Here is an 18503-nt window from a genome sequence, read left to right as displayed (position 1 = left end):
TTTTCTGCCGCAGGTGGGATTTTTCGAATTTCTGGTCTCTGGACAGAAAGACCGTTGTGATTCATGAATTGCTGCGCTGCGGCAACAGCCCGGAACACCCATTTTCCATGGTGATCTGCCACTCCCGTCCATGCGTAAGAGACTCTAAATGAAGCTCGTCGGTTGCCTTATTTTCGTTCTGGCACTTGCGCTGCCTCAGGTGGCGGCGGCGGCGGAGTGCGTCGTCCTGCTGCACGGACTATCCCGGACCGGGCAGTCCATGAAGACTATGGAGGTCGCGCTCAAGAAGGCCTCCTACAAGGTCGTGAACGCAAAGTACCCGTCCACACGCAAGCCCGTCGAGGAACTGACGCCGTATGTGTCCACCGCGGTGCAAAAATGCGGTGGCGACCGTGTCAATTTCGTGACCCATTCGCTGGGCGGAATCGTCCTGCGCGCCTGGCTACGCGACAGCCGGCCGGCCAATCTCGGCAATGTGGTGATGCTGGCGCCGCCCAATCAGGGATCGGAAGTTGCCGATAAATATGCCGGCTCCGAGTTGATAAGCATCATGGGGCCTGCTGCCGAGGAGCTGGGCACCGGGCCAGACAGCCTGCCTCGCAGGCTCGGCCCGGCGAACTACACGCTCGGCATCATTGCCGGAGACCGCTCGGCCAATCCGATCTTCTCGTCAAAGCTGAGCGGACCCAATGACGGCATGCTTACCGTAGCGAGCACCAAGCTTCAGGGAATGCGGGATCACATAACCCTGCATCTCACGCATACCTTCATCATGAACAATCCGATGACCATCGCTCAGACGCTTACCTTCCTGCAGAAGGGGCGTTTCGATCACGGGCTGGACTACAATGAAGCGACGCTGATGGTGAAGCGGATCGGCAAGACGGAGCCGCGGGCGCAGTAGCGCGCCTGCTACCGGCATCCCGCCTAATCGGCGGTGCAGGTAAATTCCGGCGGCGCATTCTCACCCTTGGTGAGATCGTAGAGGTCGCCTGTTTCCCCCTTCGTCCACCAGATGTATTGCTGGCCGGCATAGCGCGCGCCGCTGCCCGAAAGCACCGTCACCATCAGCACGGTGCGGTCGCCGAGATCGACGACGGCAAGCGAATTTCCGCCCGCGTTGACATAGTCGACGATCACCTTGCGGTCGCCCGTACAGGAATAGGCGACGTCGTCGCGCACGTCGGACGCCGCGCCCGGCAGATCGATCGTCAGCGGATCGGCGAGTACGGCGGTGGGCACTAGGGCCAGCGCCACTACCGCAATCATCCTCTTCCACATCTGCTTCATCTCCGCGAACCTTCGCCCGAATGTCGCTTACATTCGAGACAAGATCGTGTCCCTATTCGATGGTCAACTCAGTGCGCCCACCAAGCCTGACCCTGACGGCCGTCTCCCTGACAGCGCTGCCGTCCCGCCGATCAGTCGTCACGACATAGTCGCCTGCGGGCAGCGTCGTCCGGTAGGGACCGCCGAACCCCTGGCCGAACTGCTTGCGCTCGCCCTGCGCATCCCGAGTCGCCGCAAGCACCCTGATGTCCTTCGCGTTCGGCGCTGAGATTTCGAGGATTCCAGCGTTGAGGACGGCCGTCACATCCTTCGTCTCGCCCGCCCTGATGTTGAACGGCTGCTCGACCTCGACCTGATCGAGTTTCACGACGGCGACATGATCGCCGGGAGCGATGTCGAACTTCGAGGCCGCACCGAAGCTGTAGGCAACCTGCTCACGCGTGCCGTCAGCGTTTGGCCTCGCCTTGAATATCCTGACGTCCAGTCCAGAGGCTTCCACCCGCGCGCCCGCCGGCGCATAGAGCGCGTTGACGGTGACGTGGCCCGCGTCGATCGCGGCGTCGTTTGCCGGCGCTGCCGCCGGCTCTGCTGGCTGGGGCGCGGGCGCTGGCGTTTCGGGCGTGGCTGGGACCGGAGCAGCGGGTTCCGCCTGCGGCTGCGCAGCGACTGGCGGCGTTGGCACTGGTTCGGCCGGCGAGGGTTCGGTTGGCGCGGCGACCGGAGGCGCAGGCTCGGGTGTCGCCGGTTCAGCCGGCGGCTGCGGCGCGGCCGGCTCTGCAGCCGGCGTTTCGGCCACGGGTGGGGCTGGCTCCGCCGCTGGCGCGGCCGGGGCAGGTTCGGCAGGAGTTGCGACCGGAGGAGCTGGTTCGGGGGCCGCCGGTGCGGGCGACGCCGGCTGTGGCGCTGCCGGTTCAGGAGACGCCACAACGGTTGACGCCAGCGCCTCCCGCAGTCCCTCGGCGTCCGACGCCTGCAGATACTTGCCGCCCGTGCTTTCCGCCAGGCAGGCGACCTCCCTGCCCTCGTCGGCCGTCAGGCCGAAGCCGACCACATGGGCGGTGAAATCGACGCCCGCCTGCTCGAGTTCCCTGCCGAGCGCGCAAGGGTCTGCCTCGCAACTCTCGACGCCGTCCGTGATCAGGACCACGGTCGCCTTGTCCTCGGTGTATTTCAGCGCGTCAGCGGCCTGCCGCACAGCCGCCGTAAGCGGCGTCTTGCCGAGGAATTTCAGCCCGTCGACAGCTTGCGTTATGGCGCTTGCGGTGCCGGTTGCCGGCGGCACGACCAGCTCGATGTCGGTGCAGGAGCCTTTCTCGCGGTGGCCATAGGCAATCAGCCCGAACTCCGCTCCGGACGGAACGGTCTGCAAGACGTTGCGAAGCGTGTCGCGCGCGATCAGCTGTTTCGGCTTGCCGTCGACCTGGCCCCACATCGACCCGGAAGCGTCAAAGACGATGATCGTCCGCTCGGCGGCATGGCCGGAGGCGACCGCACAGCCAAGCAACAGCGCGGCAATCGTGCCGCGTGAAAGAAACCGCATTTCCCTCTCCCGGTGAATCAGGTCGTCCGCCGGGCGTGAAGCTAGACCGTTTCGGCGCCCGAAAGAAGCGCTCTCACGGATGTTTGTACCGAGCGACGGATCAGTTCGCGGTGACCTCCGTGCGCTCGCCTGCCTTCACCGTCACCGGCGTCTCGGTCTGCACGTTGTCGTCGCCGCGCGTCGCCACGATGACGAAGTCGCCAGCCGGCATGGTGACCTGCAACTGCTGGTCATAGGCATAGTGGAACTGCTTTCTCTCGCCCTGGATGTCCTTTGCCGCGCCGTAGATGCGGACTTCTTTCGCACCCGGCGCCGAGATCGCCAGCACGCCGGCGTTGAGCACCACGTCTACCGCCACATTCGCCGCGACACTGACGGAGAAAGGCGCCTCGGCCTCGGCCGCATCGAGCTTCGCCCACAGCACGTAGTCGCCCGGCGGCAGGTCGTATTTCGTGTCCGGCCCGTAGCCGTAGGTTACCTTGTCGCGCGTGCCGTCGATCTTCTTCTGCGCCTTCAGGATTTCGACCGACAGTCCGCTGGCATCGACCTTCATGCCGAGCACGTAGGATGCGTTGGCGAGCAGGTGGCCGACGCCGGCGATCATGTCGCGCTCGATCGTCTCGCCGGGCTTCAGCTCGAAGGTCTCGGACACGACGCCCTCGCCCACCTTGACTGTCACGACATTCTGGCCGGCGGGGAAGACCGTCTTCATCTCGCCATAATAGGTCGTGTCGCCGCCGCCGGGATATTGGACATTGATCGACGCCCCGCTGGCGATGTCAGCGCCTTCGCTCGGCCGGGCGCGAATGACCAGCGTGCCGGCGTTCAGCGTGAAATGCGGCCGCGCAACTTCACCGGCCGCGATGGTCACAGGCTGCGATTGCTCGGCATGGCCCTGCCTGGCGGTCAGGATGTAGTCACCCGCCGTAAGATTGCCTTTCCACGCGCCATAGTCGGTGGAGACATATTCGCCCTGGCTGCCGTCGGCATTGGCTTTGTGGACGAACCATGTGTTGCCTGCATCCACTCCCAGATCCGGCCCGCCTTCGGCGAGGGACACTGTCGGGATGATGTTGAATTCGGGGGCGGCCGGTTCCGGTGCGGGCGCTGGCTGCGGCGCGGGCGCCGGTTCCGCTGCCACCGTCTGCACCAGCGCGTCCTTCAGCGTGTCGGCGTCGGATGCCTGGATGTACTTGCCGCCGGTGTTTTCCGCCAGGCAGGCGACCTGCCGGCCTTCCTCGGCCGTCAGACCGAAGCCGACGACATGGGCGGTGAAGTCGATGCCGGCCTGCTCCAGTTCCTTGCCAACGGCGCAGGGATCGGCATTGCAGGTTTCCAGCCCGTCGGTGATCAGGATGACGGTCGCCTTGTCTTCGGTATAGCGGAGGTCTTCGGCCGCCTGCCGGACAGCCGCCGACAACGGCGTCTTGCCGAGGAACTTCATCTTGTCGGCAGCGGCGGAGATCGCGCCGCCGCTGCCTGCGGCGGGTGGAACGACGAGCTCGATGTCGGAGCAACTGCCCTTCTCGCGATGGCCATAGGCCATCAGCCCGAGTTCCATGTCCTGCGGAACTGTCTGCAGCACCGTCTTCAGCGCATCGCGGGCGATCTCCAGCTTGGCCTTGCCGTCTATCTGGCCCCACATGGAGCCAGATGCGTCGAGCACGATAATCGCGCGGTCGGCTGCGAATACACTGGTCGTGGTGAGCGAAGACAGGAAAAACGCAGCCAAGGCGTGCCTGAGGAAGGCCGTCATCAATTTACTCCGCCGCTTTGCATCCAGATTTTGTGCGTGAAGCTAAACGAGGCCCTCTGGCCTGACAAGGAGCGCGACGTTACGTCAAGAATGTTGCTTCTGGCACATTGTCGGGCCTCCCACGGCCTACTACTGCCAACTCATGACTGCTGACCGTCCACTGCTGGGTATATCCCTGATGATCGCCTTCTGCGCCGTCGTGCCGATAGGCGACGCAATGGCGAAACTGCTCGGGCCGTCAGTTCCGCTGGTACAGCTGCTGTTCATCAGGTTTGCCGTCCAGGCCATCCTGCTCCTGCCGATAGTCTGGGCAACAGGGCGGTCTCTCTCGATGACATCGCGCGTGGTCGGGCTGACGGCGCTGCGCACCGTGTTTCACATCGTCGGCAGCGCAACGCTGTTCGTCGCGTTGTGGCTCATGCCACTTGCCGACGTGATCGCCATTACCTTCGTGCTGCCCTTCATCATGCTGCTGCTCGGCCGCTTCATACTGGACGAAGAAGTCGGGCCCAGGCGGCTTATCGCCTGTACGGTCGGATTCATCGGGACGATGCTGGTCATCCAGCCGAGCTTCGTCGAAGTCGGCTGGGCGGCGCTGCTGCCTCTCGGCGCTGCGTTGGCCTTCGCATTTTACCAACTGGTCAGCCGCCAGACCGCCAAGGACAACGATCCGCTGAGCCTGCAGGCGGTGAGTGGCATGATTGCCACCTTGGGACTCGGCCTGTTGCTTGCCGCCGGTTCTGGCAGCGACGTCGGGATACTGCAGTTGGAGATGCCCGACACGCGCGAAATCTGGTTGCTTGCGGCGATCAGCGGCTTCGGAACGTTCGCGCACCTGTTGCTGACATGGTCGTTCCGCTACGCGCCTTCAGCGACGCTGGCGCCGATGCAATATCTCGAAATCCCTTGCGCGACTCTCGTGGGCTGGCTCGTCTTCAGGGACTTACCCAACGGACTGGCTGCGCTCGGCATCGCCATCACGATCGGGGCCGGGCTTTACGTTGTCTATCGCGAACGGCGCGCCGAAGCCATTCCCGCCGAAGGCTGATCCCTAGTAGGTCGTGCGCCGTTCCTCGCTAGGCGGACGGCCGAACTGCAGGCGGTAGCTTTGTGCGAAATAGGAGTGCGAGGTGAAGCCGGTCGCAATCGCGATGTCGAGGATCGGCATGTTGGTCTGACGCAGCAGTTCGCGTGCCCGCTCCAGCCGCAGCCGCATGTAGTAGCGGCCGGGCGTCATGTTGAGGTGGCGCAAGAACAGGCGCTCCACCTGGCGCACCGAAAGGCCGGCCGCTTTGGCGAGTTGCACGGCGGAGAACGGCTCGTCCAGATTGTCGGCCATGAGCTCGACAATCTTCTTCAGCTTTTCCGACTTGCCGGTGAGGTCGCGCTCGGGGCCGACGCGCTGGCGGTCGCCGGCCGAGCGGATGCGCTCATGCTGGAACTGGTTGGCGACGCCATTGGCGAGGTTGGAGCCGAAATCGGTGCGGATGATCTCCAGCATCAGGTCGATCGACGTCGTGCCGCCGGCGCAGGTATAGCGTTTGCGATCGATCTCGTAGACGTTGCCCGTGCAGTTGATGTCCGGAAAGCGCTCGGTGAAGCCCGCGCGGTTCTCCCAATGGATGGTGCAGCGATAGCCGTCGAGCTGGCCAGCCTCTGCGAGCAGATAGGAGCCGACCGACAGCGCGCCGAGCGCACCGCCACGACGTCCCCAATTGCGCAGCACGCCGAGCACTTTAGACTTGCCCGGGAACTCAGTGGTCAGGCCGACCGCGACGAACAGGATGTCGACGGGCGGGATATCGTTGACGCTGTAGTCGATCTTGATTGGCAGCCCGTTTGACGCGATGACCGCCTCGCCGTCAGCCGAAACCGTGGTCCAGCCGTAATAGTCGCGCCCAAGCAGGCGGTTTGCCGAGCGGAAGGCGTCGATGGCCGCCGCGAGCGAGAACATCGAGAACTTGTCGACCAGCAGGAACGCGAACTGTCTGCCGCCTTCCTTCAGGCCGGCAGGTGGCTGCACGATCGTGGCAAGCGGCGGCGTCGGCATTGGGAGGCCCCCGGCGAAATGGCGCCGATCAGAATACGGGACGTTTCAGTCCAGCCTTGAGATAGGCCGAAACCACGGTGTTGGCCATAAGCAGCGCGATCGTCATCGGACCAACGCCACCCGGCACTGGCGTGATGGCGCCTGCGTTTTTCGCAGCTTCGTCGAAGGCCACGTCGCCGACGAGGCGGCTCTTGCCCTCGCCCTTCTCCGGCGCGGGGATGCGGTTGATGCCGACGTCGATGACGGTGGCTCCCGGCTTCACCCAGTCGCCCTTGACCATTTCGGGCCGACCGACGGCGGCGACGAGAATGTCGGCTGTGCGGGCAAGCGCCGGCAGGTCCTTGGTGCGGCTGTGGGCGATCGTAACCGTGCAGTTGGCCGCCAGCAGCAGGTTGGCCATCGGCTTGCCGACGATGTTGGAGCGGCCGACGACGACGGCGTTGAGTCCCGACAGATCCTTGCCACGCACGCGCTCGATCAGGATCATGGAGCCTGCCGGCGTGCAGGGGACGAAGGCGGTTTCGAGTTCGCCCGTGCCGAGCTTGCCGACATTGACGAAATGAAAGCCATCGACATCCTTCTGCGGCGCGATGGTCTGGATGACCTTGCCCGCATCGATATGGCCGGGCAGCGGCAGTTGCACGAGAATCCCGTCGATGGAGCCATCGGCGTTGAGGTCCGCGATCAGCTTCAGCAGATCGGCCTCGCTCGTGTCCGCCGGCAGCGTATGCTGGACAGACACGAAACCGCACTCCTTCGCCTTCTTGGACTTCGAGGCGACATAGACCTGGCTTGCCGGATCCTCGCCGACAATGACAACTGCCAGCCCGGGGGCGGTGTGACCTTTCGCCAGAAGCTCGTCGGTCAATTCCTTGACCTTCGCGACGACGTCCTCGGCAACCAGTTTCCCGTCGATGATTTCGGCCATGCTCCACCCGATTTTATTCTGCAGGCATCCCGCATAATGAAGAACGCGGCGGGGGGCAATCTGGCTTTGCGGCGTCCGATGCCGCGAAACCGAAAGACCGGTTGATGCTGGACCCCGCGCGCAACGGTGATAAAAGCGCCGGAATGCGCGGCCGGAGACGCAATGCCGCCTTGGAGAATGACATGACAATCCGGGTTCTGCTCGTCGGATGCGGCAATATGGGCTACGCCATGCTTTCGGGATGGCTGAGTTCGGGCAAGTTGAAGGCTTCCGAAACGCTGGTGGTCGAGCCCAACGAGGATTTGCGGCAGCGGGCCGTCGGACTCGGCAGCGCGGTGGCCGCCTCAAACGCCGACCTGCCCGCCGGGCTGTCACCCGAGCTGATTGTCATCGCGGTCAAGCCGCAGGTGCTGCGTGACGTGGTCGCCGGCTATGCGGGCTTCGCGGACAAATCGACATTCCTCTCCATCGCCGCAGGCGCGAACGTAGCCACCTTCACCGGCATACTGGGCGGGCAAACGGCGATCGTCCGCTGCATGCCCAACACGCCGGCCGCGATTGGCAAGGGCATGATGGTCGTCTTCTCCAACGCCAACGTCACGGACAAGACGAAGCTTTTCGTCGGCGACCTCCTGTCGGCGAGCGGACGGGTGGCTACCATCGACGACGAGAGCCTGATGGACGCGGTCACCGCGGTATCGGGGTCCGGCCCAGCCTACATCTTCTATTTAATCGAGTGCCTTACGGCAGCAGCCGAAAAGGTCGGGCTGCCCGCCGATACGGCGAAGCTCCTGGCGATGCAGACGGTATTCGGCGCGGCTTCGCTCGCGGCCGAAAGCGGCGAAGACCCGGCCGTTCTGCGCAAGCAGGTGACGAGCCCCAACGGCACCACGGCCGCCGCGCTTGGCGTCCTGATGGGCGAGGACCGGCTGAAAAACCTCGTCGCGGAAGCCGTGGAGGCGGCGCGCGACCGCAGCATCGAACTGGGCAAGTAGAGATGTTTAACCCGCCGGGAACCTCCGGGGGTTAACTATCGCTATATGCCGCTATTGAAAAACCGGCCCTTTTCCCAAGATAAGGGCTTCAACGCTTGCGTTTCAGAGAGACTTTCGGCGCGATGCTAGCCGAAGCGACCGCCGAACGGGAAATTACAGTGCCTGCCGAAATGCGGATGAAAGACTGGCCGACGAGTTACCTCGGACGGCTTCCCATTGCCCAGACGGACCTGGACGCCTCGGCACGGGGTTTCGTCGCCGAAGCGCTGGCGCGCCGCGGCAAGGGCCTTCGTCCCTTCTATTCTACGTCCGCCAATGGACAGGTGCTCGCGCTCTGCGGCAAGGACCCCGCCTTTCTCGCCCTGATGCGGAAGGCCGACCAGATCCACGCCGACGGTACGCCGATGGTCCTCTATTCGAAGATGTTCTCCAAGACGCCGCTGCCGGAGCGGGTCGCCACGACCGACCTCGTCCATGATGTCGCACAGAAGGCGCAGGAGGCTGGCGTCTCGTTCTACTTCCTTGGTGCAACCGAGGAAGTGAATGCCCGTGCGGTCGAGGAAATGCGCAGCCGCTATCCGAAGCTGGTCTTCGCCGGCCGCCGCAACGGCTATTTCAGCCGCGACGAGGAGGACGCCATCGTCGCGGAAGTCAACGCGGCCAAACCCGACATCTTGTGGATCGGCCTCGGCGTGCCGCTCGAGCAGCAGTTCCTCCATCGCAACATCGACAAGCTGACCGTGGTGGGCGTGGTGAAGACCTCAGGCGGGCTTTTCGACTTCATTTCGGGCAAGAACTCGCGTGCCCCGCATTGGATGCAGGCTTCCGGTGTGGAGTGGCTCTACCGCCTCTGGCTGGAGCCGCGACGCCTCGCCGTCCGCTACCTGACGACCAATCCTCAGGCGCTCGGCGCACTCATCCGCCACTCGCGGTGATAGCGATGTGGCGGGTTCTGCTGGCGGCGGGACTTTGGCTTCTGGTCGCACCCGCCCTTTCCGCGCCGACAACCGATGAGGTCTGTTCAGTCAACGAACAGTTCGCAAATCCGGCCCTGGTTGCCACCATGAAGCGCGGCGTCAACCTGCCGGGCTGGGACAGCGATGACGAGGTCCGCAGGCCTACCGTCCGGCAGCTCGGGGCACTAAGAGATCGCGGCTTCACACATATCCGCCTGCCCCTCGATGGCGTGCGGCTCGAAGGGGCGGGCCGCGACGCCTATCTGGATCAGATGTACGAGCAGGCCATTTTGCTCTTCAGCCTCAGCTACACTGTCTCGCTCGACCTGCATGCCGGTGACATTCTCGAACGGGAAGCGAATCCGGAGGCCTACCTGACGGAGCTTTGGGGAGATATCGCCAAACGGGTTCGTTTCCTTGATCCGGCAAAGCTCGCGGTCGAACTGCTGAACGAACCGCACGCGGACCAGGCCACCTGGTGGCCGCTTGCCGGAAAGCTGGTCGCTGAAATCCGTGCCGTCCTGCCCTCGCACAGCATCATCGTCGGTCCGGCGGGTCCGCAGCGGCATGAGGAACTGGCGGGACTTGAGCCTTTCCCCGATCCCAACGTCATCTATGCCGTCCACTACTACGATCCGTTCGCCTTCACCCATCAGGGCGCGGACTGGGGCGGCGCAGACGACCCGCTGCGTTATCTGGGTGGCCTTCCCTTCCCAGCACAGGCGAGCGATTCCGCAATCAAGGCTAGGATCTCGGAGCTGGAGGCGGAAGGCCATGCCCGCGCCGCCGACGTGGTAAAGCGGTCGCTGGAAACGCCTTGGGACGACGCCATGATCTCGTCCGCCTTCGACATGATGGCCGACTGGAGTGTCCAGTGGCAGCGCCCGGTGATCGTCAACGAGTTCGGCGTCCTGTCATGGCGCACGCCCCGGCAATCGCGGCTCGACTGGCTTTCCGACGTCCGCCGAAACGCTGAGGATCGCTGCATCGGCTGGACGCATTGGGATTTTCAGGACGGGTTCGGGCTGATGGACTCGGAAACGGGGACGCCGGACGAAGGCGTCATGGACGCGCTGATCCCACGGCAGTGATCAGCCTCTCGGGCGATACCACCAGTCCACAAGGTCGGCTGCGGGCTTGAACCTCGGGCGCAGTGTAAAGCCATCGATGGTCTCAAGCCGGCCATTGTAGTTCAGCGTATGAATGCGCTTGCCCGGCCACTCGCCACCCGCCTCGATAAGGCCTTCCGATTTCTGGGTGAAACCCTCGCGATCGAGCCTCGTCACCTTCATAAGACCCAGCGTCGATCCATAGGCCCGCCGGCAATCTTGGACGGGCCGATGGAGCGCGCCGTCGATGCGCACGAAGTTTCCCGCCGGACGCGCCGTGCGGTCATCGACCAGAACGGGGTTCCCCTCATGCGGCCGCCACGGTCCGAACAGGCCCTCGGACCACCAGATCGCCAGCGTGTCCGAATAGCCGCCTACGCGATCGCGCACGACCGCGAACAGGTAGAGCAGCCCGTCCTGCTCGACGATGGTCGCATCGGCCGCGTCGACGCCTTCGACCAAGGTGGCGATACGCTGCCACTTCAAGGGAAAATCAAACGCCCGATAGAGCGGAATGTCGCGGTTACCAGAACTTTCCGGGATCATGAAGATGTCCCCGTCCCTTTCGATCAGGAACGGATAGGAAAGATGCCACGGCTCCTCGATCACGGGCATCGCGGGACCGGGCCGGCCGGCCTCGTCGAACGCCACGACGGCGATGACGCCTTTTTCGGTCTTGTGGTCGAGATCCTCCAGAAACAGATAGTCGCGCCCCTGCCATTGCAGAGGGAACGGATCGGCATAGAAGTGGTCGACAGGATCGGGCAGCACATTCCAGCGCTCGCCCGCGAGGTCGCGACGGCTCCAGACGTCGCCACCCGGCTCGACGAAGCGCCAGCCCACGCGCCAGTGTGAGCCGTGACAGCAGAGCCGATAGGCCGCGCGGACGGCGGCGCGGGCCACGTCCTTCGCCGTGCGGACGGCGATGTCGCGGCTGCGGATCGGACGAAGGGACGTCGATTGCGCCGAGGCCGGCGCGTCGGACGGATCGGACAGAGCCTTCAGGAGAAGCGTGATGACGCGAGAGGCGACGGCCTCCATACTACCGCCGATGCCGGCAGCCGCTTCCAGCGAGGCCGTGCCGCTCGCGACGACCCGGCCGACAGCCTGCCCAGGCTCGATCATCTCGATGGCGATGTCGGGTGTGCCGCGAAAGAACAGCGCCGAAGCCAACGCCGTTTCGCCGGGCTGACCGTCATAGAGAGGTCTCAGCCGCACCGCTTGTGCATCAATGCCTTCTGCGGTCAGGTCGATCACGACATTGGGGCGAAACCCCGCCGGCTCGGCATATCGTCCTTCGAGCGCATCTCGCCCGATGCGATCCGCGCCGCCCGGCTGGTGTTGCCTCACCAACATCTTTTCCAGCGAAAGAAGCGTTGGCAGCGCGGTGGATGCCGGACCAGTCGGCTCGACAAGCCTCAGGAAAACCCGCCAACCGTGCTCCTTCGCCAGCCGCTCAGCCAGCCACAGAACCCAGCGCGCGAATGCTGTCGTCTCGGCCGCGACGAGAATGTCCTTCGGCTGACGCGCCTTCATCAGCGCGGCGAGCGCAGGGCGGCGGCCTGCGGCCCGAGCGTTCCGGCTGCATCGCCCGCACTCGAACCAAGCGTGTTGCGGATGATGCCGGCATATGCGTCGACCATGCTCTCCACGGAATAGAGCCCGGCAAGCTTGCGCCCCAGCGCCACCATACGCGCCGCCTGCTGGTGATCGCGGAAAACAATGTCGATCTTGGCTGCGAGGTCGTCGATGTTGGACGCGTCGGCGAAGAGCGCACAGGGCTCGCCGTTGATCGTCAGCACCTCTCGCAGGACGGCAAGGTCGTTGGCGACGACGGGGATGCCGGCCTGCGCAGCCTCGACGGCGGCAAGCCCGAAGGTTTCGGCCGCCGAGGGAAAGACGAAGACGTTGAGCCCAGCCAGGAACAGGCCGACCTTCTGCGGTGGCATGTCGCCGATGAGATGGACGCGATCGGACACACCAAGATCCTGCGCGATCGTCCGCAAGCGCCCTTCATCAGGCCCCTGACCGGCGATGGCCAGATGCAGGGCCGGACGGCGCGCAATGACCTCGATGGCCGCATCCAGCTGCTTCAGCGGATGCAGCCGCGCGACCGAGCCGATGAGCGGGACGCCTGCCGGCAAGCCGAACGCCGCCCTCGCCTCCTGACGGCCGACATTCACCGACTTGTCCTCGAAACCGTGCGGCACGTGGACGAGGTGCTTGCGGTAGCGCTCGGGGTAGGACTGGTAGGTTCGCCAAGTCTCGTTTGAGTTGACGGTGATGACGTCGTAGACTCCCATCAGGCCAAGAGCCTTGTCTATGGCGCGGGTGGCGGTCGAGATGGTCGCGGGTGCCGACACATGGTTCGCGACAATGACGGGGACGCCTGCCAGCCGCCCGGCCGGCGCCCCAAAAATGTTACCGTAGTGCTGGAACGTCAGCAGCACGTCGGGCTGGATGCGCCTTATCATCTTCACGAGCTTGGACATGAAGGCGATGAGCGAGAACGGCCCCTTCGGGCTGTCTTCCAGGCAGAAATGCACGTTGCGCCAGCGGTCGAAGGCGGAAGTCTTGCGATAGAAGAACAGGTGGTGGATTTCGAATTCCGGCTCGCCGTTGAGACGACGCTCGCGTCCCAGACCGTCGCCGAGCAGGCGCGAAATCTCCTGCGCGCCGGCCATTTCGGCCTGGGTCTGGATGAACAGCAGACGGATCGGTCCGCGAATCGGTTTTTTATTCATTTCAGGCGCGCCGGTAACGAATTCCGGTCAAAAGGACCAGAAAAACCTCAAGAAAGGGTTGGCGGACGGGCATGTTGGTCGAGCAGGCCGGCGCGACCGGCCGCTCCGACGATCATGCCCGCCAGCGCCATGAACACGGCAAGCGCCAGCGGCGCGAAATAAGCCTCTTCCTGAAAAAGGCCCGTCACGACGATCGCCGCAAGCGCAAAAGCCGCCGCCGCGTGCAGGTCGTTGCCGGTCTCACGCGCGATCCGCAATACGCGCCAGGCAATCCAGACATAGGCGCCGATCACCACGAAGGCGAAAACCCCGATCTGCGACATCAGCACACCAACGGCGCTCTCCACGGCAAAGGGCGTGCGCCCAGCCGCCTGTGCCGCAGGCCAGTCTATGGACGTGAACTCCGACGAGAGGTTGCCCCCCGCGCCGATGCCGCGACCGATGGGATTGGTGAGGAACTCGTGCACGCCGCCCATGAAGCCTATGGCGTGGTAGTCGCCGATGTCGAGACCGAACTTGATTCCGGCCACCGCATAAACGGCCAGCGCAAGGCCAAGACACGCGAAGGCGAAGACTGCGCCGAACAGCCTGAATAGCATCCAGGCGACCGCCACCAGCAGGAACAGGATCAGCGGCCCCTTGGCGCTTGTCAGCACCAGCAGCGCCAGAAGCGCCACGCTGATCACGAACCGGCCGCGATAGAGCGCGAAAACAGCGAGGAAGCAGAGTGCATAAGCGAAGCTGATGGCGTGCATGTTCGGGCCGAACAGCCGCATGACCTGTATCTCGTAGTCCGCGAACAGCGGCGAGTTGAACAGCGTTATCCTGATGTTGTCGAGAAAGCCGGTCGCGACGATGCCGGTCTCGGCGAATTTCTTGTCGTACGCCATCGTGATGTAATTCGGCCCGGCCGCCCGCTCCCAGAAGGCGTAGCCGTTGGTGAGGTCGAGCCATGTCTCGCGCCAGAAGAACTCCGCGAATCCGCAGATCACGAGAAGAACCGACAGGATGGTCAGCGCCTGGCCAAGCCGCACCGGCTGCCTCAGGAAGGCGATCATGCAGATCTGGAAGAGCAGGAACGGCGTGACGATGTTCCGGAGGTAGATGATCGCGGTCATGCCGTAGAGGGCGAAACCGAGCAGGAAATAGATGCCAAGGATGGCATAGACGCCGACGAGCATCTTCACGAAGGGATCGGCCGCCCGGTTCCGCCTGTTCCAGTCCAGGAGAAAGCCGGCAGTAAGCACCAGCCAGACGACCGCCAGCGTGACGAAGTTGTAGCCGCGTATGATGTCGAACTCGTCGTCGCTGGTGACGCTGTTGACGGCAAGCGAGACGAATGTGTTCTGGAAGAGGAAAGCGAAGAAGATCACCACGATCGCGATCTGCGGCATGCGCCAGGCGCAGAGCCCTGCCAGCAGTGCTGCCGACACGATGCCCAGTGCGGGATGGATGATATGCGCAAACACCGGCACTGCCGTGATGACCGCAGCCACTGCGACCGAGAGAACCGCGTTGGCGAAATTCTCGGCCGCAGCGGAGGCGCGCTCCTGAAGATCGTGGTTGTCGGCGGCCGCGACGGCCATGCAAGCTCCTGGGTGACTGTACCGGCGGGAGGCCGCCCTAGGGACAACGAAAACCGCCTATCCTGCGCGGCTGGCGAAAGCTGCGCCAAAATCCGGTCGATATTGCGATCTAGTCGCCATGCTACAGCTGCAACCTGTCTGATTGGTTAACTCCCCATTCAGCATTCCTGTTTACGGTTCGGTCATGATTAACCCGCCGACGGTTCGCGAACCCTTGCGCACGCGCATCTTGTGGAAGGCGTGATGAGTTCCGATTGGGATATGCCCGAAACGATGAACAGCAACCGGCGCGCCAGCTCCGGTCAGACGGCGGGCGCCGTCGATCCGCTGTCGCTCCTTCGTTTCGTGCTCGACAATCTGGTCCGGATCATCGCGATCGCCATCCTTCTTACCGTAGTCGGAATCGTGCTCTTCTCGCTGGTTCCGTTTCCCTACCGGGCAACTGCGACCGTTCTGGTCGATCCGCGCAACCAGCAGGTGACGTTGCAGGAAGACGTGTTGCAGCCCATCGGCAGCGACGCGGCTGTGCTGGAAAGCATGGTGCAGATCATGCGCTCCGACGGTTTCCTGCTCGCCGTCATGGACAAGCTCGGCATGCTGGGCGATGTCGAGAACCGGCTCTCCGAGGAAGATCAGCTCAAGGCGCTCGCCAAGTTCAAGAGCAACCTCTCGGTCGAGCGCAAGGGTGCTACCTATCTGGTCGAGATTTCCTTCAAGGCCGAGACGGCGGAGGAAGCCGCCCGCATCGCCAACAGCGTCGCCGATGAATTCGCCGATGCGCAGAACGCTTCCCTCCGGCAGGCGACCGAGTCTGCAGCGCGCGCACTTTCCGAACGGCTGGTCGAGCTGCGCCGCAAGCTCAACGACTCCGAAAAAGCCGTCGCCGATTTCGCCGCCGAGAACGGCATCCTCTACGTCGACGACAATAACACATTGCAGATGCGCCAGTTGACCGAGCTGAGCGCACAGCTCGCGCTGGCGCGCAACGAGACCGAAGCGGCGCGCGCGCGATACCAGAGCCAGACGAGCGAGGGCGCTGGCGATCTGGTGGTTTCCGACGGCCGCAGCGGTGAGCCCGCCCAACTCACCTTCTTGCGCCAGCAGCAGGCGCAGCTCAAACAGCAGCTCGAACAGCTGAGCCTCACCTATGGCGCGCGCCACCCGCGCATCGCTCAGGCGCGGCAGGCGCTCGACGGCATCGAGCGGCAGATTCGCGAGGAGCGCCAGAACGTCACCCGCCGCCTCAAAGGCGAACTCGACGTCGCCGAGGCCCACCAGAAGAAGCTCGAGGCCGACATCGCCGGCATGAGCTCGGGCGCTGTTGTGACCGACGCGGCCAAGGTTCGACTGGAAGCTCTGCGGCGCGAGGCGTCCGCAGACCGCGACATCTACGAGAAATTCCTCGCCCGCAACAAGACGACCGACGAACTGGCGCTGATCGCCAACGACAACGTCAAGGTGGTGTCGCCGGCCGTGCCGCCGCTGCGATCCAGCCGTCCGTCGATCGTCCTGCTTGCGCCCGTTCTGGGACTGCTGAGCCTAGTCGCCGCGACGACCGTCATGGCGGTCGTCCGCCGCCCGCGCAGCGTGCGCGCCGCCCGCGTTGCAAGCAGACAGCCGTTGGATACGCCGCCGACTGGCGGCACGCGGCAGAACCCGAAGACAGGCGACACGGACCTCCGGCGGGAAACCAAGCCGCGCTCGTCCAGCAACGCCTTGCTCATGATAGACCGGCAGGATGCCGTCGCGATGAAGGAAAGACCTTCTTCGAATCGGGCGGAAATGCCAGAACAGCCGCCGCTCCAGACCAATACGCCGGCGTCCGCAAAGCCCCTGCTCATGATGGCTCAGACAATGCGTGAGGCGGACGGCACGTTGGATCGAGGTCCGCGCCACTCGCGCGGCTGAGCCCCGGCCTCGGCGAGCCGTCTTAATCTTTCATTAGCCACCCGGGCAGCCATCGGGGAAATCTGCCCGTCGCGTTTACCCTCCCGCGACGCGCAGGGGCTATCGACATCTTGTCGGAGAGCGTTGTCCGGCTCCAAAAGAGGATTCGGACGTGTCAGCAGTATCGGGCGTCAACCGCATGGCCGATGACAACCACCGCAAGATCGAGACAGACGGTCGGGCCGTCAATCGCACGGCAAGCCGGCAAACATCCGATGACGGTCGTTTCGTCGCCCGGTTGCTGACGGGAACTTCCGACCCGTTCTTCACCCTCGCGGAGGCGACGAACCGGAACATCTTCCTTGGCTCGCGCTTCCTGGACGCTGTCCAGCACCATCTGTTGAGTGCTCCCGACAGTCTCGCCCTTGTCGGTGTGGTCGACAGGGCGGGCGAACCGATCGCCCTCTTCCCGTTCATCCGCCGCCGCAAGTTCGGTGTGGTCGTCCTCGAGGGGCTCGATCTCGGTATCACCGACTATTTCGCGCCGGCGTTCTTTCCAGCAGAGCCGCTGTCGGCGAAGCAAACCGCGAGCCTTTGGCGCGCATCGGTCAAGGCTGTACCCGGCATCCATGCGGTCAGCTTCAAGAAGACGCCCCGCCTGCTGTTTGGCGTGCCCCACGCGCTGACGGGAGCCGACTTCCTGAAGCCCATGGGCGCGAGCGCCACGACGCTCTCCCTGCGCCATCCCGATGGCTCATCGCTGGACGTCGACAGGGTTTCCGTGGCGCGCGAAGTTCGCCGCAAATCGAAGAAACTGACGCAACTCGGTCCCGTGACCTTCAGTGAGGCCAAGACCAACGACGAGGTCGACGCCGCTATGGAAACGCTGGTCGCGTTCCGCAGGGCGCGGTTCTCGGATCTTGGCCGCCGCGACGCGATGCTCGATCCGCACATTGTCTCGTTCTACCGGTCGCTGGCCGACAGAAACGTCGAAAACCCACCCGCTCGTCTGTTGACACTGCGCACCGGCGACCGGCCCGTGGCGATCGTCTATGGTTTCACCTGCAACGACGTTTTCACGCTCATTGCCCCGGCGATCAGCGACTGCAAGGAAACGCAGTCCGGCTCGCCGGGTCTGGTCGCAATCTACACGACGCTGCGGTGGTGTGCCGACGAGGGGTATCGTGTCTTCGACCTCAGCGTGGGGTCGCTGTCCTACAAGAGCCGCTTCGACGCAGAGACGTTTGAGCTTTTCGAATATCAGGAAGCGCTTTCGCCGCTAGGTCTGCCGGTGACGGTGGAAGCAGCCCTGCGACGGCGGCTGCGGCGTCTGGCTGTCGACCGGCCTACCCTGCACCATCATCTGGAACGCCTCGCGCGGCTGGGGCAGCGACTTGGGCTCAGTCGAGACTGAGAGCGGCCTCAGAGACGAAGGTTACTCAAGCATGGCAAACTTTATTCAAATCGGCCGCCGGCCTTTAACGAAATCTTAACTGGCGCTTCAAGTTCGGGCGCGGTATTTACCCATTCCGCGCGACTTTCGCGCTATTCAGCATCTGCTTTCCGTCATCTCCCGGTTTCACAAGGCGGACAAGACCTCGGTTCCGGGCAAGTAGATCGTTAAGGTTTCGCGAGCGGCGTCGCGAGGCTGAGAAGGAGTGC

The 18503-nt window shown here is 64.0% G+C and carries 15 protein-coding genes; 7 read left to right on the top strand and 8 right to left on the bottom strand.

From position 1 onward, the window contains the following. The first annotated feature begins 148 nt into the window (after positions 1 to 148). Entirely contained in the window at positions 149 to 904 is a 756-nt protein-coding gene (locus ABMA32_RS08425; RefSeq protein WP_349013247.1) for an esterase/lipase family protein, read from the top strand. 23 nt (positions 905 to 927) lie between these two features. Here ABMA32_RS08425 and ABMA32_RS08420 read toward each other — a convergent pair whose 3' ends face one another. The 3 genes from ABMA32_RS08420 to ABMA32_RS08410 all read right to left on the bottom strand — a co-directional run bounded on the left by ABMA32_RS08420 (position 928) and on the right by ABMA32_RS08410 (position 4586). Continuing rightward, positions 928 to 1281 carry an MliC family protein gene (locus ABMA32_RS08420; RefSeq protein ID WP_349013246.1) on the bottom strand — a complete coding sequence of 118 codons (354 nt, stop codon included), beginning with the start codon at positions 1279 to 1281 and terminating at the stop codon, positions 928 to 930. A gap of 61 nt (positions 1282 to 1342) precedes the next feature. Beyond that, positions 1343 to 2830, bottom strand: coding sequence for a vWA domain-containing protein (locus ABMA32_RS08415; protein WP_349013245.1), 1488 nt, complete (start codon positions 2828 to 2830; stop codon positions 1343 to 1345). Between the two features lie 100 nt (positions 2831 to 2930). Further along, complete coding sequence (locus ABMA32_RS08410; RefSeq protein WP_349013244.1) at positions 2931 to 4586, bottom strand: vWA domain-containing protein; 1656 nt, start codon at positions 4584 to 4586, stop codon at positions 2931 to 2933. A 142-nt stretch (positions 4587 to 4728) separates the two neighbouring features. Between ABMA32_RS08410 and ABMA32_RS08405 the strand changes: the two genes are divergently transcribed. Beyond that, positions 4729 to 5634: a DMT family transporter gene (locus tag ABMA32_RS08405; RefSeq protein ID WP_349013243.1), complete on the top strand. Its 906-nt coding sequence runs from the start codon at positions 4729 to 4731 to the stop codon at positions 5632 to 5634. A 3-nt stretch (positions 5635 to 5637) separates the two neighbouring features. Here the strand turns inward: ABMA32_RS08405 and ABMA32_RS08400 are convergent, their stop codons facing one another. Continuing rightward, entirely contained in the window at positions 5638 to 6636 is a 999-nt protein-coding gene (locus ABMA32_RS08400) for a GlxA family transcriptional regulator (protein ID WP_349013242.1), read from the bottom strand. Between the two features lie 28 nt (positions 6637 to 6664). Beyond that, positions 6665 to 7564, bottom strand: a complete 900-nt coding sequence (gene folD, locus ABMA32_RS08395; RefSeq protein ID WP_349013241.1) for a bifunctional methylenetetrahydrofolate dehydrogenase/methenyltetrahydrofolate cyclohydrolase FolD — start codon at positions 7562 to 7564, stop codon at positions 6665 to 6667. A 182-nt stretch (positions 7565 to 7746) separates the two neighbouring features. On the opposite strand from folD, the gene proC reads away from it, so the two are divergent. From proC to ABMA32_RS08380, 3 genes are all read left to right on the top strand, one after another. After that, on the top strand, positions 7747 to 8559 hold the full coding sequence (proC, locus tag ABMA32_RS08390) for a pyrroline-5-carboxylate reductase (protein WP_349013240.1): 813 nt from the start codon (positions 7747 to 7749) through the stop codon (positions 8557 to 8559). 176 nt (positions 8560 to 8735) lie between these two features. After that, a complete protein-coding gene (locus tag ABMA32_RS08385; RefSeq protein WP_349013239.1) occupies positions 8736 to 9494 on the top strand; it encodes a WecB/TagA/CpsF family glycosyltransferase in 759 nt (252 codons plus the stop codon). A 5-nt stretch (positions 9495 to 9499) separates the two neighbouring features. Further along, positions 9500 to 10606: a glycoside hydrolase family 5 protein gene (locus ABMA32_RS08380; RefSeq protein ID WP_349013238.1), complete on the top strand. Its 1107-nt coding sequence runs from the start codon at positions 9500 to 9502 to the stop codon at positions 10604 to 10606. On the opposite strand, the gene ABMA32_RS08375 is transcribed toward ABMA32_RS08380, so the two are convergent. The 3 genes from ABMA32_RS08375 to ABMA32_RS08365 are packed head-to-tail and all read right to left on the bottom strand — an operon-like array spanning position 10607 to position 14954. Then, positions 10607 to 12160 carry a glucosamine inositolphosphorylceramide transferase family protein gene (locus ABMA32_RS08375; RefSeq protein WP_349013237.1) on the bottom strand — a complete coding sequence of 518 codons (1554 nt, stop codon included), beginning with the start codon at positions 12158 to 12160 and terminating at the stop codon, positions 10607 to 10609. Further along, positions 12160 to 13368: a glycosyltransferase family 4 protein gene (locus ABMA32_RS08370; protein WP_349013236.1), complete on the bottom strand. Its 1209-nt coding sequence runs from the start codon at positions 13366 to 13368 to the stop codon at positions 12160 to 12162. The genes ABMA32_RS08375 and ABMA32_RS08370 overlap by 1 nt, the downstream gene beginning before the upstream one ends. A 47-nt stretch (positions 13369 to 13415) precedes the next feature. After that, entirely contained in the window at positions 13416 to 14954 is a 1539-nt protein-coding gene (locus ABMA32_RS08365; protein WP_349013235.1) for a hypothetical protein, read from the bottom strand. Between the two features lie 243 nt (positions 14955 to 15197). On the opposite strand from ABMA32_RS08365, the gene ABMA32_RS08360 reads away from it, so the two are divergent. Both ABMA32_RS08360 and ABMA32_RS08355 read left to right on the top strand, forming a co-directional pair. Continuing rightward, complete coding sequence (locus ABMA32_RS08360) at positions 15198 to 16862, top strand: GumC family protein (protein ID WP_349013234.1); 1665 nt, start codon at positions 15198 to 15200, stop codon at positions 16860 to 16862. A 151-nt stretch (positions 16863 to 17013) separates the two neighbouring features. Continuing rightward, positions 17014 to 18255, top strand: coding sequence for a GNAT family N-acetyltransferase (locus tag ABMA32_RS08355; protein WP_349013233.1), 1242 nt, complete (start codon positions 17014 to 17016; stop codon positions 18253 to 18255). The last annotated feature ends 248 nt before the right edge of the window (positions 18256 to 18503 follow it).

This window comes from Mesorhizobium quangtriensis, from assembly GCF_040081925.1.
Taxonomy (GTDB): Bacteria; Pseudomonadota; Alphaproteobacteria; order Rhizobiales; family Rhizobiaceae; genus Mesorhizobium_K; species Mesorhizobium_K quangtriensis.
Note: the sequence above shows the minus strand (reverse complement) of the source record. Positions and strands in the feature narration are given on the sequence as shown.